This window comes from Paenibacillus sp. FSL R7-0048, from assembly GCF_038004505.1.
GTDB classification, from domain to species: Bacteria; Bacillota; Bacilli; order Paenibacillales; family Paenibacillaceae; genus Paenibacillus_AQ; species Paenibacillus_AQ odorifer.
The window spans coordinates 5,077,188-5,100,290 of record NZ_JBBORF010000001.1; the positions used below are offsets into that span (position 1 = coordinate 5,077,188).

19 protein-coding genes are annotated in these 23,103 nt (G+C 44.0%); 4 read left to right on the forward strand and 15 right to left on the reverse strand.

Features of this window, described 5'->3' with window-relative positions:
- Positions 1-13: 13 nt before the first annotated feature.
- Complete coding sequence (locus NSQ91_RS22695) at positions 14-2,296, reverse strand: glycosyl hydrolase family 65 protein (RefSeq protein ID WP_076304681.1); 2,283 nt, start codon at positions 2,294-2,296, stop codon at positions 14-16.
- Entirely contained in the window at positions 2,293-4,599 is a 2,307-nt protein-coding gene (locus NSQ91_RS22700) for a glycoside hydrolase family 65 protein (RefSeq protein ID WP_076304680.1), read from the reverse strand. The genes NSQ91_RS22695 and NSQ91_RS22700 overlap by 4 nt, the downstream gene beginning before the upstream one ends.
- Positions 4,600-5,021: 422 nt before the next feature.
- On the opposite strand from NSQ91_RS22700, the gene NSQ91_RS22705 reads away from it, so the two are divergent.
- Complete coding sequence (locus NSQ91_RS22705) at positions 5,022-5,747, forward strand: Crp/Fnr family transcriptional regulator (RefSeq protein WP_036682945.1); 726 nt, start codon at positions 5,022-5,024, stop codon at positions 5,745-5,747.
- 179 nt (positions 5,748-5,926) lie between these two features.
- On the opposite strand, the gene NSQ91_RS22710 is transcribed toward NSQ91_RS22705, so the two are convergent.
- From NSQ91_RS22710 to NSQ91_RS22760, 11 genes are all read right to left on the reverse strand, one after another.
- Positions 5,927-6,718 carry a formate/nitrite transporter family protein gene (locus NSQ91_RS22710; protein WP_076280502.1) on the reverse strand — a complete coding sequence of 264 codons (792 nt, stop codon included), beginning with the start codon at positions 6,716-6,718 and terminating at the stop codon, positions 5,927-5,929.
- A 52-nt stretch (positions 6,719-6,770) separates the two neighbouring features.
- Positions 6,771-7,091, reverse strand: a complete 321-nt coding sequence (nirD, locus tag NSQ91_RS22715) for a nitrite reductase small subunit NirD (protein WP_076193069.1) — start codon at positions 7,089-7,091, stop codon at positions 6,771-6,773.
- A gap of 32 nt (positions 7,092-7,123) precedes the next feature.
- Positions 7,124-9,547 (reverse strand): nitrite reductase large subunit NirB, encoded by a 2,424-nt coding sequence (nirB, locus tag NSQ91_RS22720; RefSeq protein WP_076304679.1) that lies wholly within the window; start codon positions 9,545-9,547, stop codon positions 7,124-7,126.
- Between the two features lie 230 nt (positions 9,548-9,777).
- Positions 9,778-10,488 carry a hypothetical protein gene (locus tag NSQ91_RS22725; RefSeq protein ID WP_076130686.1) on the reverse strand — a complete coding sequence of 237 codons (711 nt, stop codon included), beginning with the start codon at positions 10,486-10,488 and terminating at the stop codon, positions 9,778-9,780.
- 150 nt (positions 10,489-10,638) lie between these two features.
- Complete coding sequence (gene ric / locus NSQ91_RS22730) at positions 10,639-11,334, reverse strand: iron-sulfur cluster repair di-iron protein (RefSeq protein ID WP_076184247.1); 696 nt, start codon at positions 11,332-11,334, stop codon at positions 10,639-10,641.
- Between the two features lie 382 nt (positions 11,335-11,716).
- Complete coding sequence (locus tag NSQ91_RS22735; RefSeq protein WP_081387696.1) at positions 11,717-12,109, reverse strand: hypothetical protein; 393 nt, start codon at positions 12,107-12,109, stop codon at positions 11,717-11,719.
- 27 nt (positions 12,110-12,136) lie between these two features.
- Entirely contained in the window at positions 12,137-13,903 is a 1,767-nt protein-coding gene (locus tag NSQ91_RS22740; RefSeq protein WP_076304678.1) for a hypothetical protein, read from the reverse strand.
- A gap of 274 nt (positions 13,904-14,177) precedes the next feature.
- Positions 14,178-14,903: a hypothetical protein gene (locus NSQ91_RS22745; RefSeq protein WP_076302708.1), complete on the reverse strand. Its 726-nt coding sequence runs from the start codon at positions 14,901-14,903 to the stop codon at positions 14,178-14,180.
- A 211-nt stretch (positions 14,904-15,114) separates the two neighbouring features.
- The gene (locus NSQ91_RS22750; RefSeq protein ID WP_036682958.1) at positions 15,115-15,432 is read right to left on the reverse strand and encodes a winged helix-turn-helix transcriptional regulator; all 318 of its coding nucleotides are present in this window, start codon (positions 15,430-15,432) and stop codon (positions 15,115-15,117) included.
- Between the two features lie 124 nt (positions 15,433-15,556).
- Positions 15,557-15,880, reverse strand: a complete 324-nt coding sequence (locus tag NSQ91_RS22755; RefSeq protein ID WP_076184188.1) for a hypothetical protein — start codon at positions 15,878-15,880, stop codon at positions 15,557-15,559.
- A 23-nt stretch (positions 15,881-15,903) separates the two neighbouring features.
- A complete protein-coding gene (locus NSQ91_RS22760; protein ID WP_370510789.1) occupies positions 15,904-16,836 on the reverse strand; it encodes a Gfo/Idh/MocA family protein in 933 nt (310 codons plus the stop codon).
- 166 nt (positions 16,837-17,002) lie between these two features.
- On the opposite strand from NSQ91_RS22760, the gene NSQ91_RS22765 reads away from it, so the two are divergent.
- Together NSQ91_RS22765 and msrA are read left to right on the forward strand one after the other, a co-directional pair.
- Positions 17,003-17,623 (forward strand): TVP38/TMEM64 family protein, encoded by a 621-nt coding sequence (locus NSQ91_RS22765; RefSeq protein ID WP_076304676.1) that lies wholly within the window; start codon positions 17,003-17,005, stop codon positions 17,621-17,623.
- A 98-nt stretch (positions 17,624-17,721) separates the two neighbouring features.
- Positions 17,722-18,708, forward strand: a complete 987-nt coding sequence (gene msrA / locus NSQ91_RS22770) for a peptide-methionine (S)-S-oxide reductase MsrA (protein WP_038572566.1) — start codon at positions 17,722-17,724, stop codon at positions 18,706-18,708.
- 97 nt (positions 18,709-18,805) lie between these two features.
- Here msrA and NSQ91_RS22775 read toward each other — a convergent pair whose 3' ends face one another.
- A complete protein-coding gene (locus tag NSQ91_RS22775; RefSeq protein WP_179088194.1) occupies positions 18,806-19,921 on the reverse strand; it encodes a DUF4349 domain-containing protein in 1,116 nt (371 codons plus the stop codon).
- A 428-nt stretch (positions 19,922-20,349) separates the two neighbouring features.
- Between NSQ91_RS22775 and NSQ91_RS22780 the strand changes: the two genes are divergently transcribed.
- Entirely contained in the window at positions 20,350-20,502 is a 153-nt protein-coding gene (locus NSQ91_RS22780; RefSeq protein WP_076098619.1) for a DUF1540 domain-containing protein, read from the forward strand.
- Positions 20,503-20,648: 146 nt separating this feature from the next.
- On the opposite strand, the gene metE is transcribed toward NSQ91_RS22780, so the two are convergent.
- Complete coding sequence (gene metE / locus NSQ91_RS22785; RefSeq protein ID WP_076130698.1) at positions 20,649-22,952, reverse strand: 5-methyltetrahydropteroyltriglutamate--homocysteine S-methyltransferase; 2,304 nt, start codon at positions 22,950-22,952, stop codon at positions 20,649-20,651.
- Positions 22,953-23,103: the final 151 nt, after the last annotated feature.

A 23,103-nucleotide genomic window follows, 5' to 3' on the forward strand; every position in this document is an offset into this window, starting at 1 on the left:
TGTGTATTAATATTTATAATCCCGTTTCGTCAAAGGCCAGTCGAAGGGTCTCACCTGCGGAGCAAGACTTGCCTTCTCCGCCTCGCACCGAGAATACTAAGTCTCCACTGTAATCAGCAGCTGTGATCACAGTGACTTCATCCTTTCTGATCCGCAGTTGGATGGTATCGCCGCGCAGGGTAACCGGAAGCTGAACGGACTGCCAATGTTGCGGCAGAGATGGATTGATGTGCACAACCCCTCCATCGTAGTCCAACCCAGCGAAGCCAAGAACCGCAGCCATCCAAGCACCACCATTCGCAGCCGGATGAGTCCCTCCGATGTAGAGATCCCCTACATATTGCTTAGATTCGCCGGTGAGATCGACGGTAGCCGTACGCATAAAATACGGATAGCCCCAATCCGGTGAACCAATATCAGCAGCTACCAAAGCGTAAATACAAGGGCTTAAGCTTGATCCGTGTTCCGTACGCGGTTCGTAAAATTCCCAGTTCGCTTGTTTCACTTCTTTGCTAAAGGAGTGCTTGAACAAATTCAGCATCAACACAACGTCTGCTTGTTTAAGTATGGTTGTGGTGGTAGCTAAGCCATTGCCGCCGCCAAAATACTCATTTTTATTAAGCACACGTGATTTCAGTTCTGTTAGTTCTACATCCTCCAAGGTGAGGTACCGGTCGAATTGTTCAATAACAAGACTGGCAGGATCAGGCTGTGGAACATAAAAGCTATCCAGCATCGTTTTGAACTCCTCTAGGAATGGCCCTGAGCTAAACTGAGCGGACAATTGAATGTAATCCTCAGGATACTTTTCTTGCAGCAAAGCTGCCGTACGCAAGGCAATCTCAAGCGTCTCTTTAACCAGTGCATTCGTAAAAGCATTATTGTTCACACGCTCATGATATTCATCCGGACCTGTAACATCCAGAATCTCAAACCGCTGTTTAACCGAATTATAGTAAGCGTAAGAGTAGAAAAAGCGAGCGCATTCACAAATGACCTCTGCTCCTCCACTAGTAAGCAGACTTTCATCGCCTGTGAATTGAACATATTTCCAGATCCCATGCACAACGTCACCACTGATATGAACCTGCTTATCGCGGAAATAGGTGCGCATCGGCCGGCCTGTAAATACATCATTCACATTAAACAAAGTACAGGCATCGTCTCCCGTATCCTGACTTTCCCAAGCATAAAATGCGCCCAAAAATCCATATTCCGCTGCCTTACGGCGAGCACCATCCAATGTATGAATCCGGTACATCATCAAGTTCCGCGCTACCTTAGGATCACTGTGCAGGAAAAACGGCAACATAAACATTTCCGTATCCCAAAATACAGCTCCCTTATATACCTGACCCGATAATCCCCGGGCTGGAATAGACACCTTCTCCGAAACTGTAGGCGCAATGATTAACAGCTGATAGATACTATATCTCAAGGCAAATTGGGCAGCTTCATCACCTTCGATGATTACATCACTGTGTGACCATCTCTCATCCCATATCAGACGGTGAGCCTTAAATAACGCCTCATAACCCAGCACCTCAGCAGCATGGACAGATTTAACAGCTTCCGTCTCCGGCTGATCCGCATCAAGTCCAGTATAGACTGCTACATACTTAAACCATTCATACGTCTCACCCGCACGGGCATCAAAAGAAATCCGGCGAACAGCAGCCCCATCTTTCAGTAGCTCCTCACCAAAACTGAATACCGCCCTCTCCGCCACAACCACCGGAATCTTCAATTCTCCGCTAACCGATGAAGAGATCAGCACCTCGTCCTTCAATTGCACCGTTTGTCCGTAGAGATGAGGTCCATTGATATCCCACACATCTACGTCAATTCCCGTCTCAATGGCTACTCGACAGTCTTGTGTGCTGCGAATAGAGTATTTACTAACGAGCAAGTGAAGATTATCCTGGCTTACGAAACGATCTGCGGTAAACGTCAACGTCCCTCCGTCAGATACAGCAAATTCAGTGCTCCGATGATGAATGGCATTTCGGATATTTAGCTCCTGAGTATGAGCGACCGGTTCACGGTCAAGCACACTTAAGAGCTGATCATTACAGAAAATTTTGGTCAACAATCCATTAGGGGCATTAACGGGTTCTCTCCATTTGACTCCTGCTCTGTCATATAGACCTGCGAGGGTGACAGCTGCTAGCTCGGTTTTACTGGATTCCTCCAGTGTGCCGCGATATCCCATGTAGCCGTTGCCTAACATATATTTGTTACCGTTCGTCGTCACAAGCTGTTTATCAAAACAACTATCCTTTACGATCCAGTTCATCCTGCCAGCATCCCTTCACCTAGTGGAAGCGTCTTTCCGGAAGCATCCACTGTAATCGACTGTCCGTACACTATAATTTCGGTACTTCCACCATTAACCGCAGTGATTGTTACTGAATTTTTGTCGACCACAATTCTCAGAAGCACTCCTTCATACAACACTTGGAAGCTATATTCATCCCAGCGTTCTGGCAGGGTTGGCTGAAAGGACAGACGCGCTCCATCCGATCGCATTCCGCCAAAGCCGTAAACAATATTCATCCAAGCAGCAGCAATTGAGGTAGTATGCAACCCTTCACGGGTATTGCGGTTATAGTTGTCTAAATCCAGTCGAGTAGCGAATTCAAAAAACGAATATGCTTCCTCGGGTTTGCCAATTTCACTTGCCAAAATGGAGTGGATCGAAGGTGACAGCGAAGACTCATGAATACATCTAGGCTCGTAGTATTCGTAGTTCGCCAGCTTCGCTTCTTTAGAGAATTGTCCGCTGTACAAGAACATAAACATAAGTACATCCGGCTGCTTAATCATGTCATAGCGATACAAACGATCATATGACCAGTTCGAATATAATGGGAATTCTGTTACCGGAATCGAATGAATATCAATATGTGGCATATCGAAGAACCCATCATGCTCTTCATAAACTCCTGTCACTTCGTCAACCGGAATCCGCATATGCTGCGCCTTATTTTCCCAATCGGTGAGTTCCTCGTCATGGAGTCCAGTTTTTTCTACCACAGCTGCAAAAGCAGCAGGAACCTGTTCTTTCATCTCCCGAAGAGTCTCTAAGGTGTATTCAAAAGATTGTTGAGCCATCAGATTAATGTAACAGTTGTTATTGACCATCAATTGGAACTCATCAGGGCCCATTACGCCAAAATAACCATATTCCCCGCTGCGTTGCCCCCATTGACCACGTGTAGCATAGAATCTGCTGATCTGAATCAGCATCTCAGCCCCTTTACTATGCAGGAAGCTTTTATCACCGGTATTTTTGACATAATGCCAAATGCCATAAGAAACAGCAGTCCCTACATGAAGCTGAAGATTAGAGTGCTGCCAGAGATCACAGCTTTCTGTTCCATCTATAGTAGCAATAGGATAGCAAGCTCCCTCACAATCCACCTCTTTAGCGCGCTGCATAGCCTGTGGCAATGTTTTATATCTGAATTCCAATAAGCTCCGGGCAGCCTTTGGATTATTGAACATATAGAACGGTAAGCAATAGGATTCTGTATCCCAAAAAGCCAACCCACGATATACTTCCCCCGTCAGCCCTTTGGCACCAATATTAAAACCGGGATGATCGCCATGATAGGTCTGATAAAGCTGGAAGATACAGAAACGAATACCCTGTTGATTCTCAGGATCGCCCTCAATTCGGATATCACTTGTCTCCCAGATGCCCTTCCAATAAGCTGTCTGATCAGCGATTATTTGAGTATCCGTCAATTGGCTTGCGGTTTCAGCAAGAGACAGACCTTTGCTCCACAGCTCTTCAGCTGTATGGGCAGAATCACTATCCGAATAGTTCATAACCAGTTTGGTAAAATAGGAGACTTCTCCTTTCGTAAGGTCCAGGGTGAAATTTTGACCAACAAACTTATCACTCTCGACAGCAGTAAGCTGCAACGGCTGCGAGGATTGTAAGGTAAAGCTTGAGAACAGCTTGTTCCCAGTATTCACGGTACTCGCCATAATAGCAGAGGACGCTCCACTTACTCCGCTGCGGAGACTGTTCCACATACATTCGCCGCGTTCTTCATGAATAATGTCGAAATCAAGACCTGCACAAATGTCCACGCTCCCCGAGAAATTAAGGGGTTCAAATTCCACCCGCTGCAACCCCAAATGAGACATAGTCATGCTGACCAGACGTGTAAAGACTACTTTTAGCGACTTGCCATCGTTTAGATGCCAGACTAGCTCTCTCCGATACGTACCCTTACGAAGATCCAACCTACGCACATAATCCGTTACGTTACTTTTTGCTAAATCAAGCTGTTCACCATCTACAGATAGACGTGTATACAGCCAGTCCACCGCATTCACCATATATCTCAGCGAGCGAATAATCCCTTTGTAGTGATTGCCAATATCCAATTGTTCATTTAATCCATTAAAATAACTTCCTTGCAGGGTGTCACCTGAATACCCTTCCTCTGCATATCCCCGTACACCCATATATTCATTACCCAATGAAAAAATAGATTCCGAAGTCCGGTTTCGCTCTGGATCAAAGCCCTCTTCAATAATTGCCCACGGATCAACCTTAAGATATTTGTCTGCTACTTTTGCCATATATGATTTCTCCTTCTCCTGATTTTTGCTCCAATTTCAGGATATCGCTGCATAGCAGTAGAGCCAATGTCCGACCGTAATGAAGATGTGTGCATTTATACGGAGTTGAGATAAAACTAATTTCTTGAACATGAATTTCAACTGTGTTATATGTTACAATCTAACGGGGACGCAAAAAAACAGCGATTAACCCAGTATTTGAGAATAATGGATAGCCGCTGTTCATATATCATAAACGTGAGATCACTTACTCTTTTTTAGTTAAAAAGAATATTACATCGAACACTTTAGAAGTGAAATTTATCACAATGTTGAAAATTCGACACTTTTAAACGATTTTTTATAACCAATTCGAGGGATTTTCAAGGTATAATTAATTTAAAATTTACTGAAAAACTGAGGGAATAAAGGGGATGTCGATTATGCTAAAAGAACATTACAATGTTATCGAAGCCCACGGAAATACAAACTGTTTCTCCGAACAGAATTTCAACAGACTTCTAGTTACAATGAAAGAGCGCATAGTTCCAGAGGGTTCACATCTATTCTGGGAAGGCGACTACTCGGATAAATTGTTTTATATCAAACGTGGACGTGTGAAATTAACTAAATCTACTGATGAAGGTAAAGAACTCATTCTTTATATGTATCAAGCTGGTGATATGGTAGGTCAAGCAGATCCATTCTTCAGCACTAAGCATAGCTTTACAGCCGAAGTGATTGAAGAAAGTGAAGTTGGCGTCATCGAACAAAAGGATCTAGAAATTCTCATCTGCCAACATTGTGACTTTGCTATCGACTTTATGAAATGGATGGGTATTCATCACCGTCTCACCCAAACTAAATTCCGTGATCTAATGATGTACGGCAAACCAGGTGCACTCTGCTCCACGCTCATTCGTCTTGGCAACACCTACGGTGAGAAGAGCAGCGATGGTGAGAATATCCTTATCAACAAAAAAATTACGCATACAGATTTGTCCAACATGATCGGTGCCACTCGTGAAAGTGTTAACCGGATGCTGAGCGACCTGCGTAAAAAAGATGCTGTTGAGTATGAGAACGGTATGATTGTCATCAAGGACCTTGGCATGCTGCAAGAAATTTGCCACTGCGAATTGTGTCCGAACGAAATCTGCCGGATCTAATTCCGTTATAATATACCCTCTATTCACCTCAATGAAACATACATGACCCAATTATTCTGCATAATATAAAATAGAGTGGTCCAAGGCGCCTAATGCAGGTGTCTTTTTTTTATATTCAACAAAAAAAGAGCTAAACCCAAGATCGGTTCAGCTCTAATATAGTTAATTAAAAATGGATCTTAACGGTTGTTGCGAGCACCACGCACTGGTGAGATCACCCAATAGGCCATACCGACGAATACGCCTCCACCAATGATATTCCCCAAAGTTACAGGGATCATATTATGCAGCCATCCAGCTATCGTAATGGTTTCCGGATGATTTGGAAGCAACACAGCAACACTAAGCAGAGTCATATTAGCCACACTATGCTCATATCCGCTTGCGATAAAGGCGAACAGACACCACCAGATTAAAATTAGCTTAGCAGATTCACTTTTAGCGCGTGAGGACATCCATAGCGCTAAACAGACCAGCCAGTTACACAGGATTCCACGAAAAAACAGCTCGGAGAACGGGAGACTCATTTTTTTAGCAGCGGCTGTAAAAATCAAATGCTCCGGCGGCGCAGCACTGAACAACCCAGTCCCACGAATTAAAAGTGCTAAAATCACTGCACCTACCACATTCCCGATGAATACAAGAATCCAGTTCTTAACGGTATCCCAGATACTGGTTCTGCCTGCCAGTGTACTTACAGTAAAAAACATATTATTCCCGGTAAACAGCTCTGAGCCTGCAAATACTACAAGCGTCAGGGCGATGCCGAAGGATGTGCCCATAATAAGCGGTTGGAAAGGAGATTTGGCAGCCGCTAGCGGTGCTCCTAGGGAGAAAATAAGGATAATCCCAATACCTACATAAGCACCTGCCAATAGGGCTGCTAGAAAATATCTTGGTATGCTTTCATTCATTTTGTCCCGCTTACTGACTGCCGTCTCTACGATGCTCTCCACACTTTGCGTAAACATAATACTCCACCCCACCGTTTTCTATTAAATCTATTACTACAAGCTTCGGTGTCTACACGCTCACTGTAACTTTCTCTCCGTCCAGTGTGACTGGATAAGTCACCACACTACCTTGGTCTGGTGCCTGCACCTCACCCGTGCGCAGATCGATTTTCCAATCGTACAGTGGATCGTACAGATAGTGACCTGACACGATCCCTTCAGCAAGCGGTCCCCCCTTAGGATGAGGACTGCGATTCTCTACTGCATAGATGGCTCCGTCAGAGGCACGGAACACAGCCAGTTCAATATTTCCAGCAATCACTACGCGGCCAATTTGCAGCAGGAAATCCTGTACTGATCCTATTGCATACGTTTGTGTGGTCTTATTCATTGGTCTCTCCCCTTCTGTGTGTGTTATATCCGTTAGACTCTTGTTTCTTCAAAAAGCGCAGTACGAGTGCTGCTGTCATTGAGCATTTTTTTCCAAGGATCCGTAACCTGAGTCAGAGCAAAGTCAATCCGTGCGGCCAGCTCTTTGCGGTTATCTTCATTATTCAAAATGACCATTTGAATCTGCTCAAGTCCCATACGCTCAACCCACTCGGAGGTTCTCTCCAAATAATTGCCGGTCTCACGGTAATATTGCATCACAGCGGAGCACACTTCGATCAACTCTTCATCGGTCTTTATTTTGCAGAAGGAGTCAGCGATCCGTGGCTTGATCCCACCGTTACCACCGATAAACACTTCCCAACCGCCATCATTACCGACGATGCCAATATCCTTCGTACAGGATTCCGCACAGTTACGCGGGCAGCCGTTGACAGCTATTTTAAACTTGGCAGGAAAATCAAGACGTTCATACTTACGTTCTATGAGCGCGCCCATTCCCAGCGAATCCTGTGTGCCGAAACGGCAGAACTGTGAACCCACACAAGTCTTAACGGTACGTAGCGACTTGGCATAACCATAACCTGATGGCATATCGAGCTCTTCCCATACTTTCGGCAGATCCTCTTTTTTCACCCCGATTAGATCCAGGCGTTGCCCACCCGTCACCTTCACAACTTTTACATCATATTTAAGGGAGACATCGGCGATTTTCTTCAAATCCTCCGGTGTCGTTACCCCGCCATACATGCGTGGAATAACGGTATAGGTTCCGTCTTTCTGAATATTGGCTCCCATACGTTCATTAACAAAGCGTGATTCCTTCTCGTCTTGATGTGTATCCGGATTTATCATCCCCAGATAATAGTTAATCGCCGGACGGCATTTAGAGCAGCCTTCCTCTTGTTTCCAACCCAGTACATGCATAACCTCTTTAGTAGTACTAAGACCTTTAGCTGTAATCTCAGCAACAATCTCATCCCGGCTAAGCGTTGTGCAGTTACAAATTCCTTGCTTGGCAGACTGCTCAAAACTATCACCCAGGACAAATTGTAAAATTTGTTCTACAACCGGTTTACAACCTCCGCAAGAGCGCGTCGCTCCTGTACATGCTTTTATTTCGTCCACAGTAGTAAAACCATTTTCTATGACCGCATCCACAATCGCTTTTTTCGTAACCCCGTTACAGCCACAAACGATTTCTTCGTCCGCCATCGCTTCTACGGATGTGCTCTTTTTGGCTCCATTTCCGCAGCAGCCCGTACCCATAACCTCTGTATAAATTTCATCGGTCATTACAGCGCCTTGTTTTACTAACTTTTGCAGGTTAGCCGACTCTGTCACATCCCCGAACAGGACTGCACCAACAATGACATTGTCTTTGAGCAGAATTTTCTTATAGGTTCGCTTCCATTCATCTTTGCTTGAGATTACAGCATGTTCAGGAGAATCCATAAACTCACCTGCAGAAAATACATCCACTCCGGAAATTTTTAATTTGGTGGAGACAACAGAACCTTCATATGGGTTTGTATCGCTTCCGCAGAGATGTTTAGCTAGAACCATCCCCTGCTCGAATAGCGGAGCTACTAATCCGTAACAAACTCCGCGATGTTCGGCACATTCGCCAATGGAATATACATTTTGCATAGAGGTCTGCAGATAATCGTCCACTACAATCCCACGATTAACAGCAATTCCGCTTTCTTTTGCCACAGTTATATTCGGTTTGATGCCTACAGCCATAACTACAAAATCAGCCGCAAGTGAAGTGCCATCACTAAATTGTAATCCACTTACTCTCTGTTCCCCGGTCAATTCTACTGTTTGTTTGCCCATAGCAAATTTCACGCCTTGACGCTCTAGCTCAGCCTGCAACATATAGGAGGCATTACGATCCAGCTGGCGCTCCATTAGATCTTCCATCAGATGCACTACAGTAACGTCCATGCCAAGGTTCACAAGACCCTTTGCCGCTTCCAAGCCAAGTAACCCCCCGCCGATTACCGCCGCTTTGTTGTATTGTTTAGCCGCAGCCAGCATTGCATCACAATCTGCAATATCCCGGAAACCCACAACGCCTTCCTTATCACAACCAGGTACAGGTAAAATAAATGAATTCGAACCCGTTGCAATAATCACTTTATCGTAAGAAACAGCCATACCGTTATCTGCAATTACTTGCTTAGAATGCTCGTCAATTCGTGTAACTGTTGTTGCTGTATGCAAGGTAATGTTGTTATCTTCATACCAATTCCAGTCGTTTAGGATGATATCATTGATGGTTTTGCTGCCTTCGAGAACATAGGACAACATGATCCGATTATAATTGGGATGAGGTTCGCTTCCAAAGACCGTAATGTCATAAGCTCCACCTAGCTTCAATATCTGCTCTAGCGTACCTATGCCTGCCATACCGTTGCCTATTAATACTAATTTTTCTCTCTTCGCTGCCATGGTTAGGTGCCTCCTCATTCTTATCCGTTCTTGTTGAACTTTGCTTCAACTTCTCTTCTACATAATGGAATTATACATTTCAAAATTTAAGAGAGATTGTGATTACAGTCACATTAAATGTGAATGTTTTCACATAAAAGTAAGGCAACTTTATTAGGTTATAACTTCCAATAAAAAAAACCAGATCACGGGTTCTGAGCAACCGTTGATCTGGCATTTATGTACTTTTTTTAACGTATAGCCAATAAAATCTCCAATTCATCCTGCACTCTAAGCTTCATGTCCATTCCATTCTCAAGCAGCTGCTTCCCATTCACCTTCATCTTCCAAACTTCATTGCTAAGAGGAGTATAATCACCAATGGATAACACCTTTTTGTTGTCTTCGGTCAACTGCACCACACTGCTGTTCTTCAACAAACCTCTCACTGTTAAATCTTCAGTAAATCCCATAACATATGAATGATTCAAATTCACTTGCTCACTTCCACCATTCACGGTCAACAACACAATTTGAAGGGGTTCCTCTTGTTCCTTAGACATCGCCGTAATTACTAATTTTGATTCATGCCCGACTGTTCGACCCCAATCCTCAGGTCCAATGGTCTCCCCATCCATTTGCAGCTCCCAATTCATTCCTGGACCGAGTGAAATATTATTTACCGTTAGAATGCTTGTGTTATCCTCAGAAAAGGTGGCCTTCCCACTACCTTTCAGTAGGTCAAAGATCGTTATCCCTTTTCTGTAGCTCTCGCTAAGCTGCTTGTCCAAAGGGTTGGTAAGCAAGTCATTTCCCGCAACGATAAGCGAAAGCGTAGGCCCGTCTGATCCTGCTAAGCCATTATTCCCTTCATTATTAATGTCAGCAAGAGTGGAACACCCACCTATTATGAATACGATGACTAATCCTAGTAACAACCTCCACATATATTTCGTGGGCATAGTGACACCGCCTTGTCCCGCCTAATGACCACACAGCGTCTCAGGCTTGTAGTAAGTTATGCATACTGTCTATTTAAGAATAACGTAAATAAGCTTTGTTCTCAAATATAAAAAAAGTCCCCTAAGGGACTCTATGAAAACTCATTTTTTCTACTGGAATCTAGGGAACAATATATTATTCTCCAGATGAACATGTTCAAAAGTCATGCTCTCCAGCTCCTCTAGCCGGGCATAAGTCAAACGATAGGTTGTACAAGCATGAGCCGGTGGGGTGAAATCAGCTGTTATTTTGCGTATTTGTCTCAATATATCGCCTGCTGTGTCATGTTCACTCTCAAGGTCAACTAATGCCTCACGAAGTATGGTCAGCCCTTCTTCACTTGGATTGGCATCATACGCTAATAATTTTGGAAACTCGTCTTCCTCTTCTTTAGCTGTATGCTGAAGCAGATCTTCCTTGAGTGCATTAAACAAACTATATAACTCTTCTAAATGAGGGGAATCTCCGCCATGAACCCGGTATACCTTAGTTACATTTTGGCTAATCAGGGGCAGCTCTTCACGCAGGTAATGGTGATGTTTACTCACGATATGCTCGATTAACTCTGCAGAAGGTGCTGTGTTCCATGCGAGTTCTTCTTGAGGTACCGGATATTCCTCGAACAGCTTGTTGAGATCACTAATGATCATCTCTTGATCTAGTCCACGCTCTACAGCTGCTTCAGCAAGAGGTTTGGCGCCTCCACAGCAGAAATCAATCCGTTTGGACTTGAAATAATCCGCAGCTTTTGGGAATTGCAGTACAATATCTTTTACCAGGGCATCTGGAGTAAATCCAGGTTGCACCGATTGCTTATGCTGTAAATCCGAAATTCTATCATTAGGTTGTTTAGTTTCCATAATAGTTCCTCCTCGGGATATGTGATCAGGTTCTGAAAAAATCTTTTCTACCTGTTCACCTTAACCCTGAAAGGAGTTTTGACTTGTGATTGTACTCACGAAAATTGTATCTCTTTGTTGAACGAAAAAGGTCAATTATGGTGATCTCTGACCACAATCAACCTGTTTACATAACGCTTTAGCGTACTTTAGGTTAAAATTACCAAGCATTATTGTATGTACAAACGAAATGACGAAATTTTATACAGGTATTATATGTGTTATTGGCTGAATAATAGATTACTTAGGCACTCGGTAGCCCCACCAAAAGAAGAAGCTTGAGCAATACTTAAAAAGTTTCTTCTGTTACAGCCTTAAAAGGAGCGTGTCCAGTTTCTGCATTTCTTAATAAAGTCGGCTTTCTAAACCTTAAACTGCACCGCAACTTATAAATAGCCGTGTCTTCATTCATTTCAATGAAGATTACATCTATCCATATTGGTACTAATGGTTCTAGTCCACAAAGTATATTTATAGTTTTATCCAGCGTTAATTGCTTATTCCCAATGTTTTCTTCACTTAAAATGTTTAGCCTCATCATATCATCTGCACCGTTTAGCGGCTTGTCTTTTTCTTTCACAGGCTCTATAACAAATTTACAATCGGTAAAAATCAATCCTTTCTTTCTTGATATTTCCTCAATAGTTTTTAATAAATTCCCTTTAAAAATATCTTTATTCATCTGTTTTATCTCTTCCACGTTCATCACCTACTTTATCTGAATACTAGAAATCTTAACAAGTTCATTTGTATTAACGTAACCTGAAGGAGTTGTTTCTATGGTGTATATTTCAAGCCATGCATTTTTAGTTTTCACCCCTATTTGCTCAAGAACTTGTGAGAATAATTTTGCTTGCTCAATTGAAGGAGTATAGTGACCGGATAAGTTAGATATGCTTCGGACCTGTCCCTGATTATTAAGTTTTAGCTTTCCTGCCGCTTGAACAGACTCCCCATTTGCCAAAAAGGAATGCCCTCTCCCAATATGAAGTTTGCCATTCATGTCTACAACAAAATCAACCTCGGAAAGACCACTGTTATTTTTCAAGTATCCATTTTCGATATTGAAAGAAAACTCTTTTCCAGTTTGAATATCATTTGGAAACCTATTATTGATTTGTTGAACAGGTTTAACATTTCCAGTCCCCTCAACCGCCTTCACGTGTATGTCACTTGGTTGAACCTTAACTTCCGGTAGTTCTATCACGGGTGTTTTAACAGTTTGCTTAGGAATTTTCACCGAACCTTTAGGCAGCTTTAAGTTCTTATTCAGCCCCCCACGGCTAACGCTAATTCCTTGGAAATTATAGAGTATACCACTAATAATAATGGAATACGCCTGTAATTTCGATATCTTTTCTCCTGTGAAATAATTATAACCTTCTGTTGCCGCTATCGTCTGTTCCAGTATGATATCCACACCTGGTTCTTCTCGCTCTAGCTGGATATCTCCATTTCTAATAGCTTCCTGATAGGCGATGCTCGCTTGGGCTGCTTTTTGATCTGTCACACCGTTTTTACTGAGGACCCACGTATTCCCCATTAACTTTTTATCATATTCACTAAAATCAAAGGCTGATTTGCCCTTTAGTTGATTCTCTGCTTGTTCGATTTCCAGCCGCTTCCCTGCCAATTGACTCTTGGCCTGCTCCCCAACACCTTCCTTTTGCATCGCCATTCGCAGTAGTAAGAGGTATTCTTCATTTTGGAGTAGGGGCACATTAGACGTCGTGATCGATGGATCATAATCACACGCCTGTACCGCTGGCCTCTTAAAATTAGCGCTTAAATTCTTACCCAACTGGTACTGGACTTCGCCTATACCCAAGGATTCCAGCTTCTTACGTGCGTCATCCGCCAGCTTATGCATTGCATCCATTTGCGTCCGATTTCCAAACGCCTGATATACCTCATAGGCGGTCTGTGCCTTTGCGATTTGATTCCGTGCCTGGTAGATATCCTTCAGCTTGCTTTGTGCGGCAATGGAATCAATCGTTCCCAGTCCCGAATTCTTAACAGTTGTTTGAAGCTTCTTCACCATAGGATCGCTATCCAGCTCATCCTTTCCCATTAGAGCAGCAATCGAGGTGATCAGATTCGTGACCGCCTTCTGAGCTGCTGGTGGGATCGAAAACTGCCCAATTGCGCTGTCTCCTCCTAGCCTTCCGAACATACTTCCTAAAGCGCCAAACTGCTGAAAGAGTTGATTCATCTGGCGTTTATTCTGATCCTGAACACCTTGAACACCCTTTACAGCTGAACGAATAATATCTTCAAGCTTCTCAGCCTCTACCGTCAATTCGTTGATAAGCACTTGGGCTTTTATCTGGTTTGATCCCAGCGGGATACCATCCCAATTATTTATTTGACCTTTCAGTTGCAAGTACAACCGATTGGTGTCCTGGCTAACCTGTCTAATTTTTGTCTGCAGTCGTTCAACTTCGTCTTCTTTGAATACCATTTTGTTAGATGCCATTCATGACCTCCAGTTCTTACACTTAGACCATCCAATGTGCTACACTCTTCGACTCATCATTCCAGAGCTTTATGTACTATTTTATCTTTAAATACTTAAGTAACAGGAGCGCATATCTAACCTATATATCGGCTTAACTTCCCATTATTTTACTTTAAATCCTTTCTTTTAATTTTTTAATTCTAATTACTGCCCTGAAAATAGCAGATAACAAAAACAGGTCAATCATGGAGATAAATCTCCACAATCGACCTGACACTAAAATCTGTATCTTCTATTGAACATAAGCCTGCATATACGTTCGCTTACCCTTTGCGTCCTTCAAATAAGGTCCTAAGCCAGCAAAGCGGGAGTGATCCATATAAACACCAGTCATCCATCTGCCTTCTGTTAGGCCTCCGTTCCATTTGAGGACAAGGTCAGGGGCGGATATCCATTCCTGATATATCTTTATATTCTGATCTTTGTACTCTTTACAAGGCTTAGACTGCTCCAGAAGACGTAGATCATTAAGGTAAGTTGGCACGAAATAAGAGGATATCGTATGCAAATCATCTTCATCAAAAAAGGGCTCATCCCCTAAAAAGGGTTTGAATAATACGGTATTCTCGTACATGGACCAAATTAGGGCTTGTAGCACCATGCTTTGGCGAATGCCATTATGGAACTTATATTGTCGTTGATTACTGGCCACATTCACTTCTTGAAGAGGTTCCGTCGACTCCAGACAATGCCGTTCACAGCCGATACATTTCCAGCCAGAAGGACTTTGAATCCATTTTTGAAAAATAGTCCCGCTATCATTGTTGCCTTTGTAGAGTGAAGAGATAATGCTGTAAGGCACGCCAATCCACGCATCCCATAAGGAATCTGGAAGATGGCTATGCAGCATGAACAACGTCTTGTCATAGATGAGCTGTACTTTGATCGAAGCGTTCTCCAGCTCAGCAACATCCTTTTTTCCATACGTTATTTCCCGGGAAAACAGGGTGGTCTTCATCTCCCTCGCCTCCTAATAGTTTTGCTATGCCTGTACTCCAGCTGAGTAGATTTGAGCAAAAACCAATATTGCAAGCGTTTCCATGCAAGGAACATACAACGTTTTTTCTATTATATTACAGATTTTTTCGATCTGTGCAAGGTTTTTATTTAAAAATTGAAAAGCCCTCCTCCGTTCTTCAGGAAAAAGGGCCACAACACGACTTTGATTTCTACTCTACCCAGCTCTCAGCCCAAGACTGAATCTGCTGCATAACAGGCTCCAGCGCACGGCCTTTGTCTGTTAGTTCATATTCAATACGCACAGGTGTTTCCGGGTATACATGTCTAACCAGAATACCCTCACCTTCCAAATCCTTCATCCGCTCGGACAGCATCTTATCGCTCATTGAAGGAATGAGGCCGGAAATATCTTTAAACCGCTTCGGTCCACTCATCAATGTCTGAATAATAAGTCCATTCCAACGTTTGCCTAAGAAAGAGAAGGCTGTCTCAAATCTGGGACACATCGAAATTTGATGTTCTTCCATTGTTCTCACCTCTCACTAGCGAAACTTACTATTAGTTAGTATATATAATATTAACACATTTCATCCCTGATGAACATCGTTTACTAAAAAAAGTTCATCTGACATTATCATTATATCCTCGTTGTCAATCCCCTGTATGTGCTTTAGATTCCCTTTTAGAGATCGCTTCTGTCACGATTTGCGCCAAGTCATCATTTCCGAATAAGGAGAGTACGCCCAGAACTGTGTCATCAGAAATATCCCCTGCTTCCTCCGCAGAAACCGTTAGGGCAAGCGCTTTTCGCAAGGCTTCATTCCCTTCTTGCTGTGGATAAGCCTGTAAATATAAACTGTGCGGGTCGAGTCCTTGATTCACGCACCACTGGGCGAATACAAGGATCATCATCTCTTCCTCACGCTTATAGCTTTCGATGATTTGTTCCTCCACTAATTTACGGTTGTCTTCCATATTTTACTCCTTTCTTAGAGACCTCATTCAGCAAGCTGAGCTGCCAATCTATGACTAGGCAGAACTGCTGAAGCAGCAATACTGCATAACTCTGGTGTATTTATATTGTTCAGGAAATGATCTACCACTCCACCAAAACCTCTTCTATCCAGCACCGTATCCCAGCTTCCAAAGCTCTGGGTCCGTGGCAAAGTATTTTTTTCATATAAGATGGCTTGGTCCAGATCTGCCACTTCCACCGAACGTCCATTACCGTGCAGCTCCAGCTTCTCCAAATCAACACCCGCCTCACGAAGCATGCTATACATCCCCACTGAGCCTTGCTCCCAACCCAGCATTCCAGATGCCTGCACAAGTCGCCCCTCTCCATTGGATTGAAGATTACTGCGAAGCAGCTCATACTGATCTCCACATAACCATAACAGCAGATCAAGCATATGAATCAAGTCGTCATGCACAGTCTCACGGCTGCTGCCTAACTGCAGCTTTGTGCGATGTTTAATCGCATGGCAATGGCTAATGCCTCCGGCTTCCTCGAGCCAACTCTTGGCAGTGACATACATTGGGGCAAACCGCCGATTAAAGCCCACGCCTAGCAGCAGCCCTTTATTTTCTGCCAGCTCTGCCATCCTTCTGGATTCTTCCAGATCATAGGACAGCGGCTTATCTACATACACCGAAATCCCATGTTCGAGACATTTTGTTACTATATCATAATGGGTCGTCGTTGGGCTATGCACAAATACTGCATCCAGGTCCCAAGACAACAGCTCGTCCAAATTTGTCGTTCCTTTAGGAAAACGGTAGGCATTAACAGCTTGCTCTACTGTTGTGGATGAGTGACTGAGAACCCCCACTACCTCAACTTGTCCATGCTGAGAGAGCAGTGGCAAATATACTTTGCGGGCGATATTGCCAATCCCGATGATGGCGACTCTTTTGCGTGCAGAAACGATCACTGATTTAACTCCCCTCTTTATAATTCAAGAATTTATCTCTCTCTTTGTTCTCTATAAATGTTATTATACCTGCTTGGCGTTCGCCGACAATGATCTTCACTTCAATATTTACTTTTTATCCCGTATGATGAGATGAATGAGTGGAAGAAAGGGTATATTAGCTATGAGAAAATGGTTCTCGATTATTCTTTATGTTTCGGGCACAATCCTTGCGTTTATCTACAGATATGACATCCTTAGCTGGATGAAAGAGGATCATAATCTTTTCGGCTCTATAGGGATCGCAACTTTACTGGCTCTCTTTCCAGTTGTACCGTACAAAGCGGTCATCGGATTTTTTGGTTATGCATACGGAAGTTTGGCAGGTGCTTTAATTTGCTGGGTAGCTACAACCCTTGCTGCCGCATTCCTTTTCGGCGTAGTGAAGTTCTTATTTCAAGATCAAGCGAGAGCTTATCTGACTTCTATTCCCCTACTCGAGAAATTCACAAAAGGCATAGAACGGCGGCCCTTTGCTTCTATTGTCTTAGCACGTCTCTTGCCGATTATCCCGCAGACAGCAGTTAACATCTATGCCGGAGCAGCCGGGCTGCCCTTCTGGAGTTATCTAGCTGCCTCAGCTATTGGAAAAATCCCAGGCATCGCCTTGTATGCCTTCCTTGGGGATCAACTGTTCCAGAACCCTGGAAATGCGATTATAGCCATCATTGTTTATGCCATTGTGCTTATTATAGCCGGACTAAGCTTTCATTACAGTTCACAGGAAGTAAAAAACACTAGGTAACAGAGAGCTTATTTGGCGTAAGCTGGCAGGCTGTGGTTATTTGCTTTATAATTAGATTGTGATCTATTTAATTGCATTACATGAATGGAGGGATATTAATGAGTGAACATCAGACTAACCATATAAATTCCAAGGCGGAAAAAGCAACCTTTGCAGGTGGATGCTTCTGGTGCATGGTCTCGCCGTTCGAGGAATTGCCAGGCATTATTAGTGTCGTCTCCGGCTATACTGGCGGGCATACAGTGAATCCTACCTATGAAGAGGTATGCTCCGAAACTACAGGACATGTTGAAGCCGTACAAATTACGTTCAATCCAGAAATTTTCCCTTATAGCAAGCTGCTTGAGTTATTCTGGCAGCAAATTGACCCAACCGACGCGGGTGGACAATTCCATGATCGCGGCACCTCTTACGGAACGGCTATCTTCACCCATTCTGAAGAGCAGAAGCAACAAGCAGAGGCTTCCAAGGCAGCTTTGCAAGAAAGCGGCCGATTCGCTAGCCCGATTGTTACCCCGATCCTCCCGGCAGCAACCTTCTATCCTGCCGAAGAATATCATCAGGGCTACCATCGTAAGAACCCGGGCCACTACAAACGTTACCGTAAGGGTTCCGGACGAGAGGATTTTATCGAAACCCACTGGACACATAAAGAAGACAAACTAAGCTTGAAAGAACGTCTGACGCCACTTCAATATGAAGTCACTCAGAATAGCGCTACAGAGTCACCTTTCCGAAATGATTTTTGGGATCACCACGGAGAAGGCATTTATGTAGATATCGTATCTGGTGAAGCATTATTCAGTTCGCAGGATAAATACGATTCCGGTTGTGGCTGGCCCAGCTTTACACGTCCGATTCGCGATTACGCCGTGAAGGAAAAGACGGACCTCAGCCATTTGATGGTTCGCACAGAAGTGCGCAGCAAAGTAGCAGATTCCCATCTAGGTCATGTCTTCGACGATGGTCCAGGGGAAAACGGCCTGCGCTACTGCATTAATTCAGCGGCACTGCGCTTTATACCAAAAGAGGATCTGGAGAAAGAGGGCTATGGCGAGTATCGTGTACTCTTCCAGCCTGCCTAATCTTCGATAAAAGCGAAATACTGTACTGTCTTACAGAAAAGAAAAGCCTCCAATTCACGGTATACCATGAATTGGAGGCTTTTTAATTCATAGGAGCTTATTCTTTATTCTCGTCCTCGTTAGCTTTCTTATCCTTTATTGAGGTTGTCACCTTTGGCTCTGCTGGTCCAGGGAGTACCGCCTTGTTCAGTTCCCGATTTTCCTGCCGTATCCGCTGGGTCTGCTGCTCCCGTCGTGCACGGATATTTTTGCGGGCAAACCAAACGATGACTAAAATAATGCCCGCACCGATTAGAATCGGCAATGCACCTGCAAGAATTACAAAAATCCACTGAAACATAACAGATAGTGCGTTCAGGCTTCCTTTTAAAGCATCCGATGCCCGTTCTAGCAATGGACCTTGCTCTGCCTTTTCCTTCACGGCTAAGCTCTCATCCGTCTGGTACACTCTAAGCTCTACCGTTGAAAAAGATACGTTCTGATCTATATATCGCATTCTGCCTTTGATCTGCTCAATCGTTTCTTGAATCGAACCAAGCTCGTTTGCAAAGGCGACCAGATCACTTGATTTCGTTGCTTTTTTCATAAACTCTGTGTATTGAGCTTCCATTAACTGCTTTGCCTTTAGACGCGACTCCAGATCAACATACTCCTCCGAGACATCCTGACCTTGAATACTGCGCTGTAGCGATTCGTGTTTTACTTTTTCCAAATTATTCAGAAAAGGAGAGAACCCGGAGGCAGGCACCTTAAGGATAAACGTCCCTCCTTGCTCATATTGCGACATGTTTTCGTTAAACTCTATAATATATCCTTTAGCCATCGTTACCATGTTGCGGATTTCAGTCTGAGCTTTACCGTAATCTTCTACTTCCATAGTCAGATTGGCATGATAGATTAGCTTCTTGTTCAATCCTTCCACGACATCACTGCCCGTGAATCCCGCGTTCCCTTGATCCGTGTTCTCTGATGTCAAACCTTTTTCAACTGGGGCTTCGTTGCCTCCCGCTGCTGTCTCAGCTTCTGTTGAGGTGCTCTTATCCGCTAATGTAGCTTTCGAAGATTGCTCAGTGGTTGCTGCAGCAGAATTACTCGTATTTCCGCCGTCACCAGCTAATTTGTCTGCCGCCGAATTGTTATCACCCGAGCCACAACCTGCCAATACCACCGCAAGAATTAATAAACATAAGTAATGCAGACCCCATTTGCGCATTCTCATTCCTCCAAAAGTGTAGTGGTTATCCCTAGCATTGTAACGTTACGGAATGTCATGTTCTGTACAGATCTCTTCCGTCTCTCATTTCTATAACGCCCCAAAACTTGGAAGGTTGCACTGGAATATGGAATTTCGGTAAATTTCTTTTGGTTTTTCTTGTTGAATACACAAAAAGCCGCATTTCTGCGGCTCTTATTGGACATATTTTTGATGTGGGAAGGTGACCCGAAAGTTAAAGAACTTATTTGCTTACAAACTCATTATTTGGTACAATTACCACGTCTAACCTAGTAAAAAAAGCCAAATACCCTCTATTCATAATGAATGAGGGCGTGACACGGCTTTGTTGAGACAAGCTCCACCTTGCTGAACAGAGCCGTTCATTGAATGATACTATCAATTACTATAAGGGGAGGTGAACCCTCATGGCAAAAGACGTAGTTTGTGAAGTTAACTCCTGCACCCACTGGGCAGAAGAGAACAAATGCAGCGCTGAATCGATCTTCGTAGCTTTCCACAGCTCCCAAGAACCAAAACGCGCAGAAGAAACAGATTGCAAAACTTTCGAAAGTAAATAAGTAAATGCCTGAAGGGACCCTCCACGGTTCCTTCTTTTTCTTTTTCATTCTAACAAGATTGAGAATTATTATCAAGTAGCTGATTATAAAAAAATAAGTGAACTAAAAAGCCAGGGTAAATTACCCTGGCTCTAATTTATTTATGTCTATTTTGATGCAATAACCCCTGACTTTTCCCTCGCAATAGCAGCAGCGCTTACCATGTTACGTAGTGCATCCTCTGTCTCCTGCCAGCCACGTGTTTTCAGACCGCAATCCGGATTAATCCAGAACTGTTCAGGGTCCAGCACCCGCAGCGCACGATCGATATTCGCCGTCATTTCTTCTACAGCCGGAACCCGCGGGCTATGGATGTCATACACTCCAAGACCGATTCCTTTATCATAGGCCTGCTCCTCAAAGCTGATAATCAGCTCCCCATGGCTACGTGAAGTCTCAATGGAGATTACATCAGCATCCATAGCCGATATGGAATCGATCATGTCATTGAATTCGCTATAGCACATATGCGTATGAATTTGTGTCGTAGCCTTCACATGGTTCGTAGCAACGCGGAACGACTTCACTGCCCAGTTCAGGTAATGCTCACGGTCTTCTGCCTTAAGCGGAAGTCCTTCACGTATAGCCGGCTCATCCACTTGAATCATTTCGATGCCTGCATCTTCCAACGCTTTTACTTCATGGCGAAGGGCAAGAGCAATTTGATTGGCTACCTCTTCCCGGCTGAGATCATCACGTACAAATGACCAATTGAGGATAGTTACAGGACCCGTCAACATTCCTTTAACCGGAAGCTTCGTCAACGATTGTGCATAGACACTTTCTTTAACAGTCATAGGCTGTATAAATGCAACATCCGCGTAGATCACCGGTGGCTTAACGCAACGGGAACCGTAGGATTGAACCCAGCCATTACTAGTAAACAAGTATCCATCCAGCTTTTCTCCGAAAAACTCCACCATATCTGTACGCTCGAACTCACCGTGGACCAGAACATCCAGACCTAGCTTTTCTTGGAAGGTAATTGCATCCGCGATCTGCTCACGAACAAATCCATCATAACGCTCCTGATTCCAGACCCCTTTACGCCATTTCAATCTCGCCTGACGCACTTCTACTGTCTGCGGGAAGCTACCAATTGTAGTGGTTGGCAGAAGTGGAAGCTGCCATTTCTCTTGCTGCACCTTTAAGCGTTCAGCAAAAGGCAAACTGCGTTGGTCCGGCAAAGCTGCAAGTGCAAGCACTTGCTCCGCCACATCCTTACGGCCACGCTCAGGTAGTGCGCGGAATGCTGCAATAGCTTCACGACTAGCGGCCAGCGCTGCTTTAGAAGCTTCTCCTTTATCTGCGAGGGCTGCTCCGAGCAAACTAAGCTCTGCAAGCTTCTCATCGGCAAAAGCTAACGCATTCTTAACTGTCGCCTTCTGCTTCACCTCACCTTGAACGGTGACTGGGACATGCAGCAGACTGCAAGAAGGCTGAAGAATAAGACGATCAAGCGGCACATGAACGCTGAGCTTTTCTACCAGTTGCAGCTTAGCGTCTAAATCGGAACGCCAGATGTTCCGTCCATCAATAATTCCGGCACCCAGCCATTTGTCCTTCGGCCAGCCAAGACGTTCGATAGAAGCCAGATTCGCTCCACCATCGTGCACAAAGTCAAGACCCAAGCCTTGAACAGGCAACTCTAGCAGTGCCTCCAACGGTTCAGCAGCTTCGAAATACGTCTGTAAAATAATATTCAAGCCCGGCACGGAGCCGGCAATTTCTGTGTATATCGAGTTAAGCAGTGTTAATTCTTCTTTACTTATGCCTGTAACAATCGCTGGCTCATCGATTTGTACCCAGCTTACCCCTTCTTGCTTCAGTTCCTGTAGCAGTTGAACATAGACTGGAACAAAACGTGCAGCAATCTTGGCGATATCTGCCGCTGCGTAACCTTTGGACAGCTTAAGGAAGGTATACAGACCTAAAAGTACCGGTTTACCTTCAATCCCTGCCTGCGATTTAGCAAAACGATAAGCCGCTAGAGGTTTATTTTCAGTCAGGCGTGGTGTTTGTGTGCCGATCTCTGGAACGATATAGTGATAGTTCGTATTGAACCATTTGGTCATCTCACAGGCAGTAGCCTCAGTATTACCACGGGCCATTGCAAAATAAAGATCAAGCCCGATGTCGCCGCCATCATACGTGTACCGTGGAGGTACAATTCCAAACATAACAGCCGTATCCAACACATGGTCATAAAAAGTAAAATCATTCACCGGAATAAGCTCAATTCCTGCCTCTTGCTGGGTCTTCAAATGCTGCAGCTGAATTGCTGCCATTTCGGAGCGGAATTGCTCTTCATTTATTTTCCCCTGCCAGTAGGCTTCCAGTGTCTTTTTCCACTCGCGGTTCTTTCCGATTCTCGGATATCCAAGATTACTTACTTTTACTTTATTCGTCATCTCGATACACTCCCTCTTCCATCTCTTATTTCAAACTCCAAAGCTACTTGCTTTCCTATAAAAAAGAGCGCCCTTCCCTAAAAAAGTCAAAGGGAAAGACGCCCATGATATACCCATGGTTAACGTCTAACACCTCCCTATCTTCCGTAGG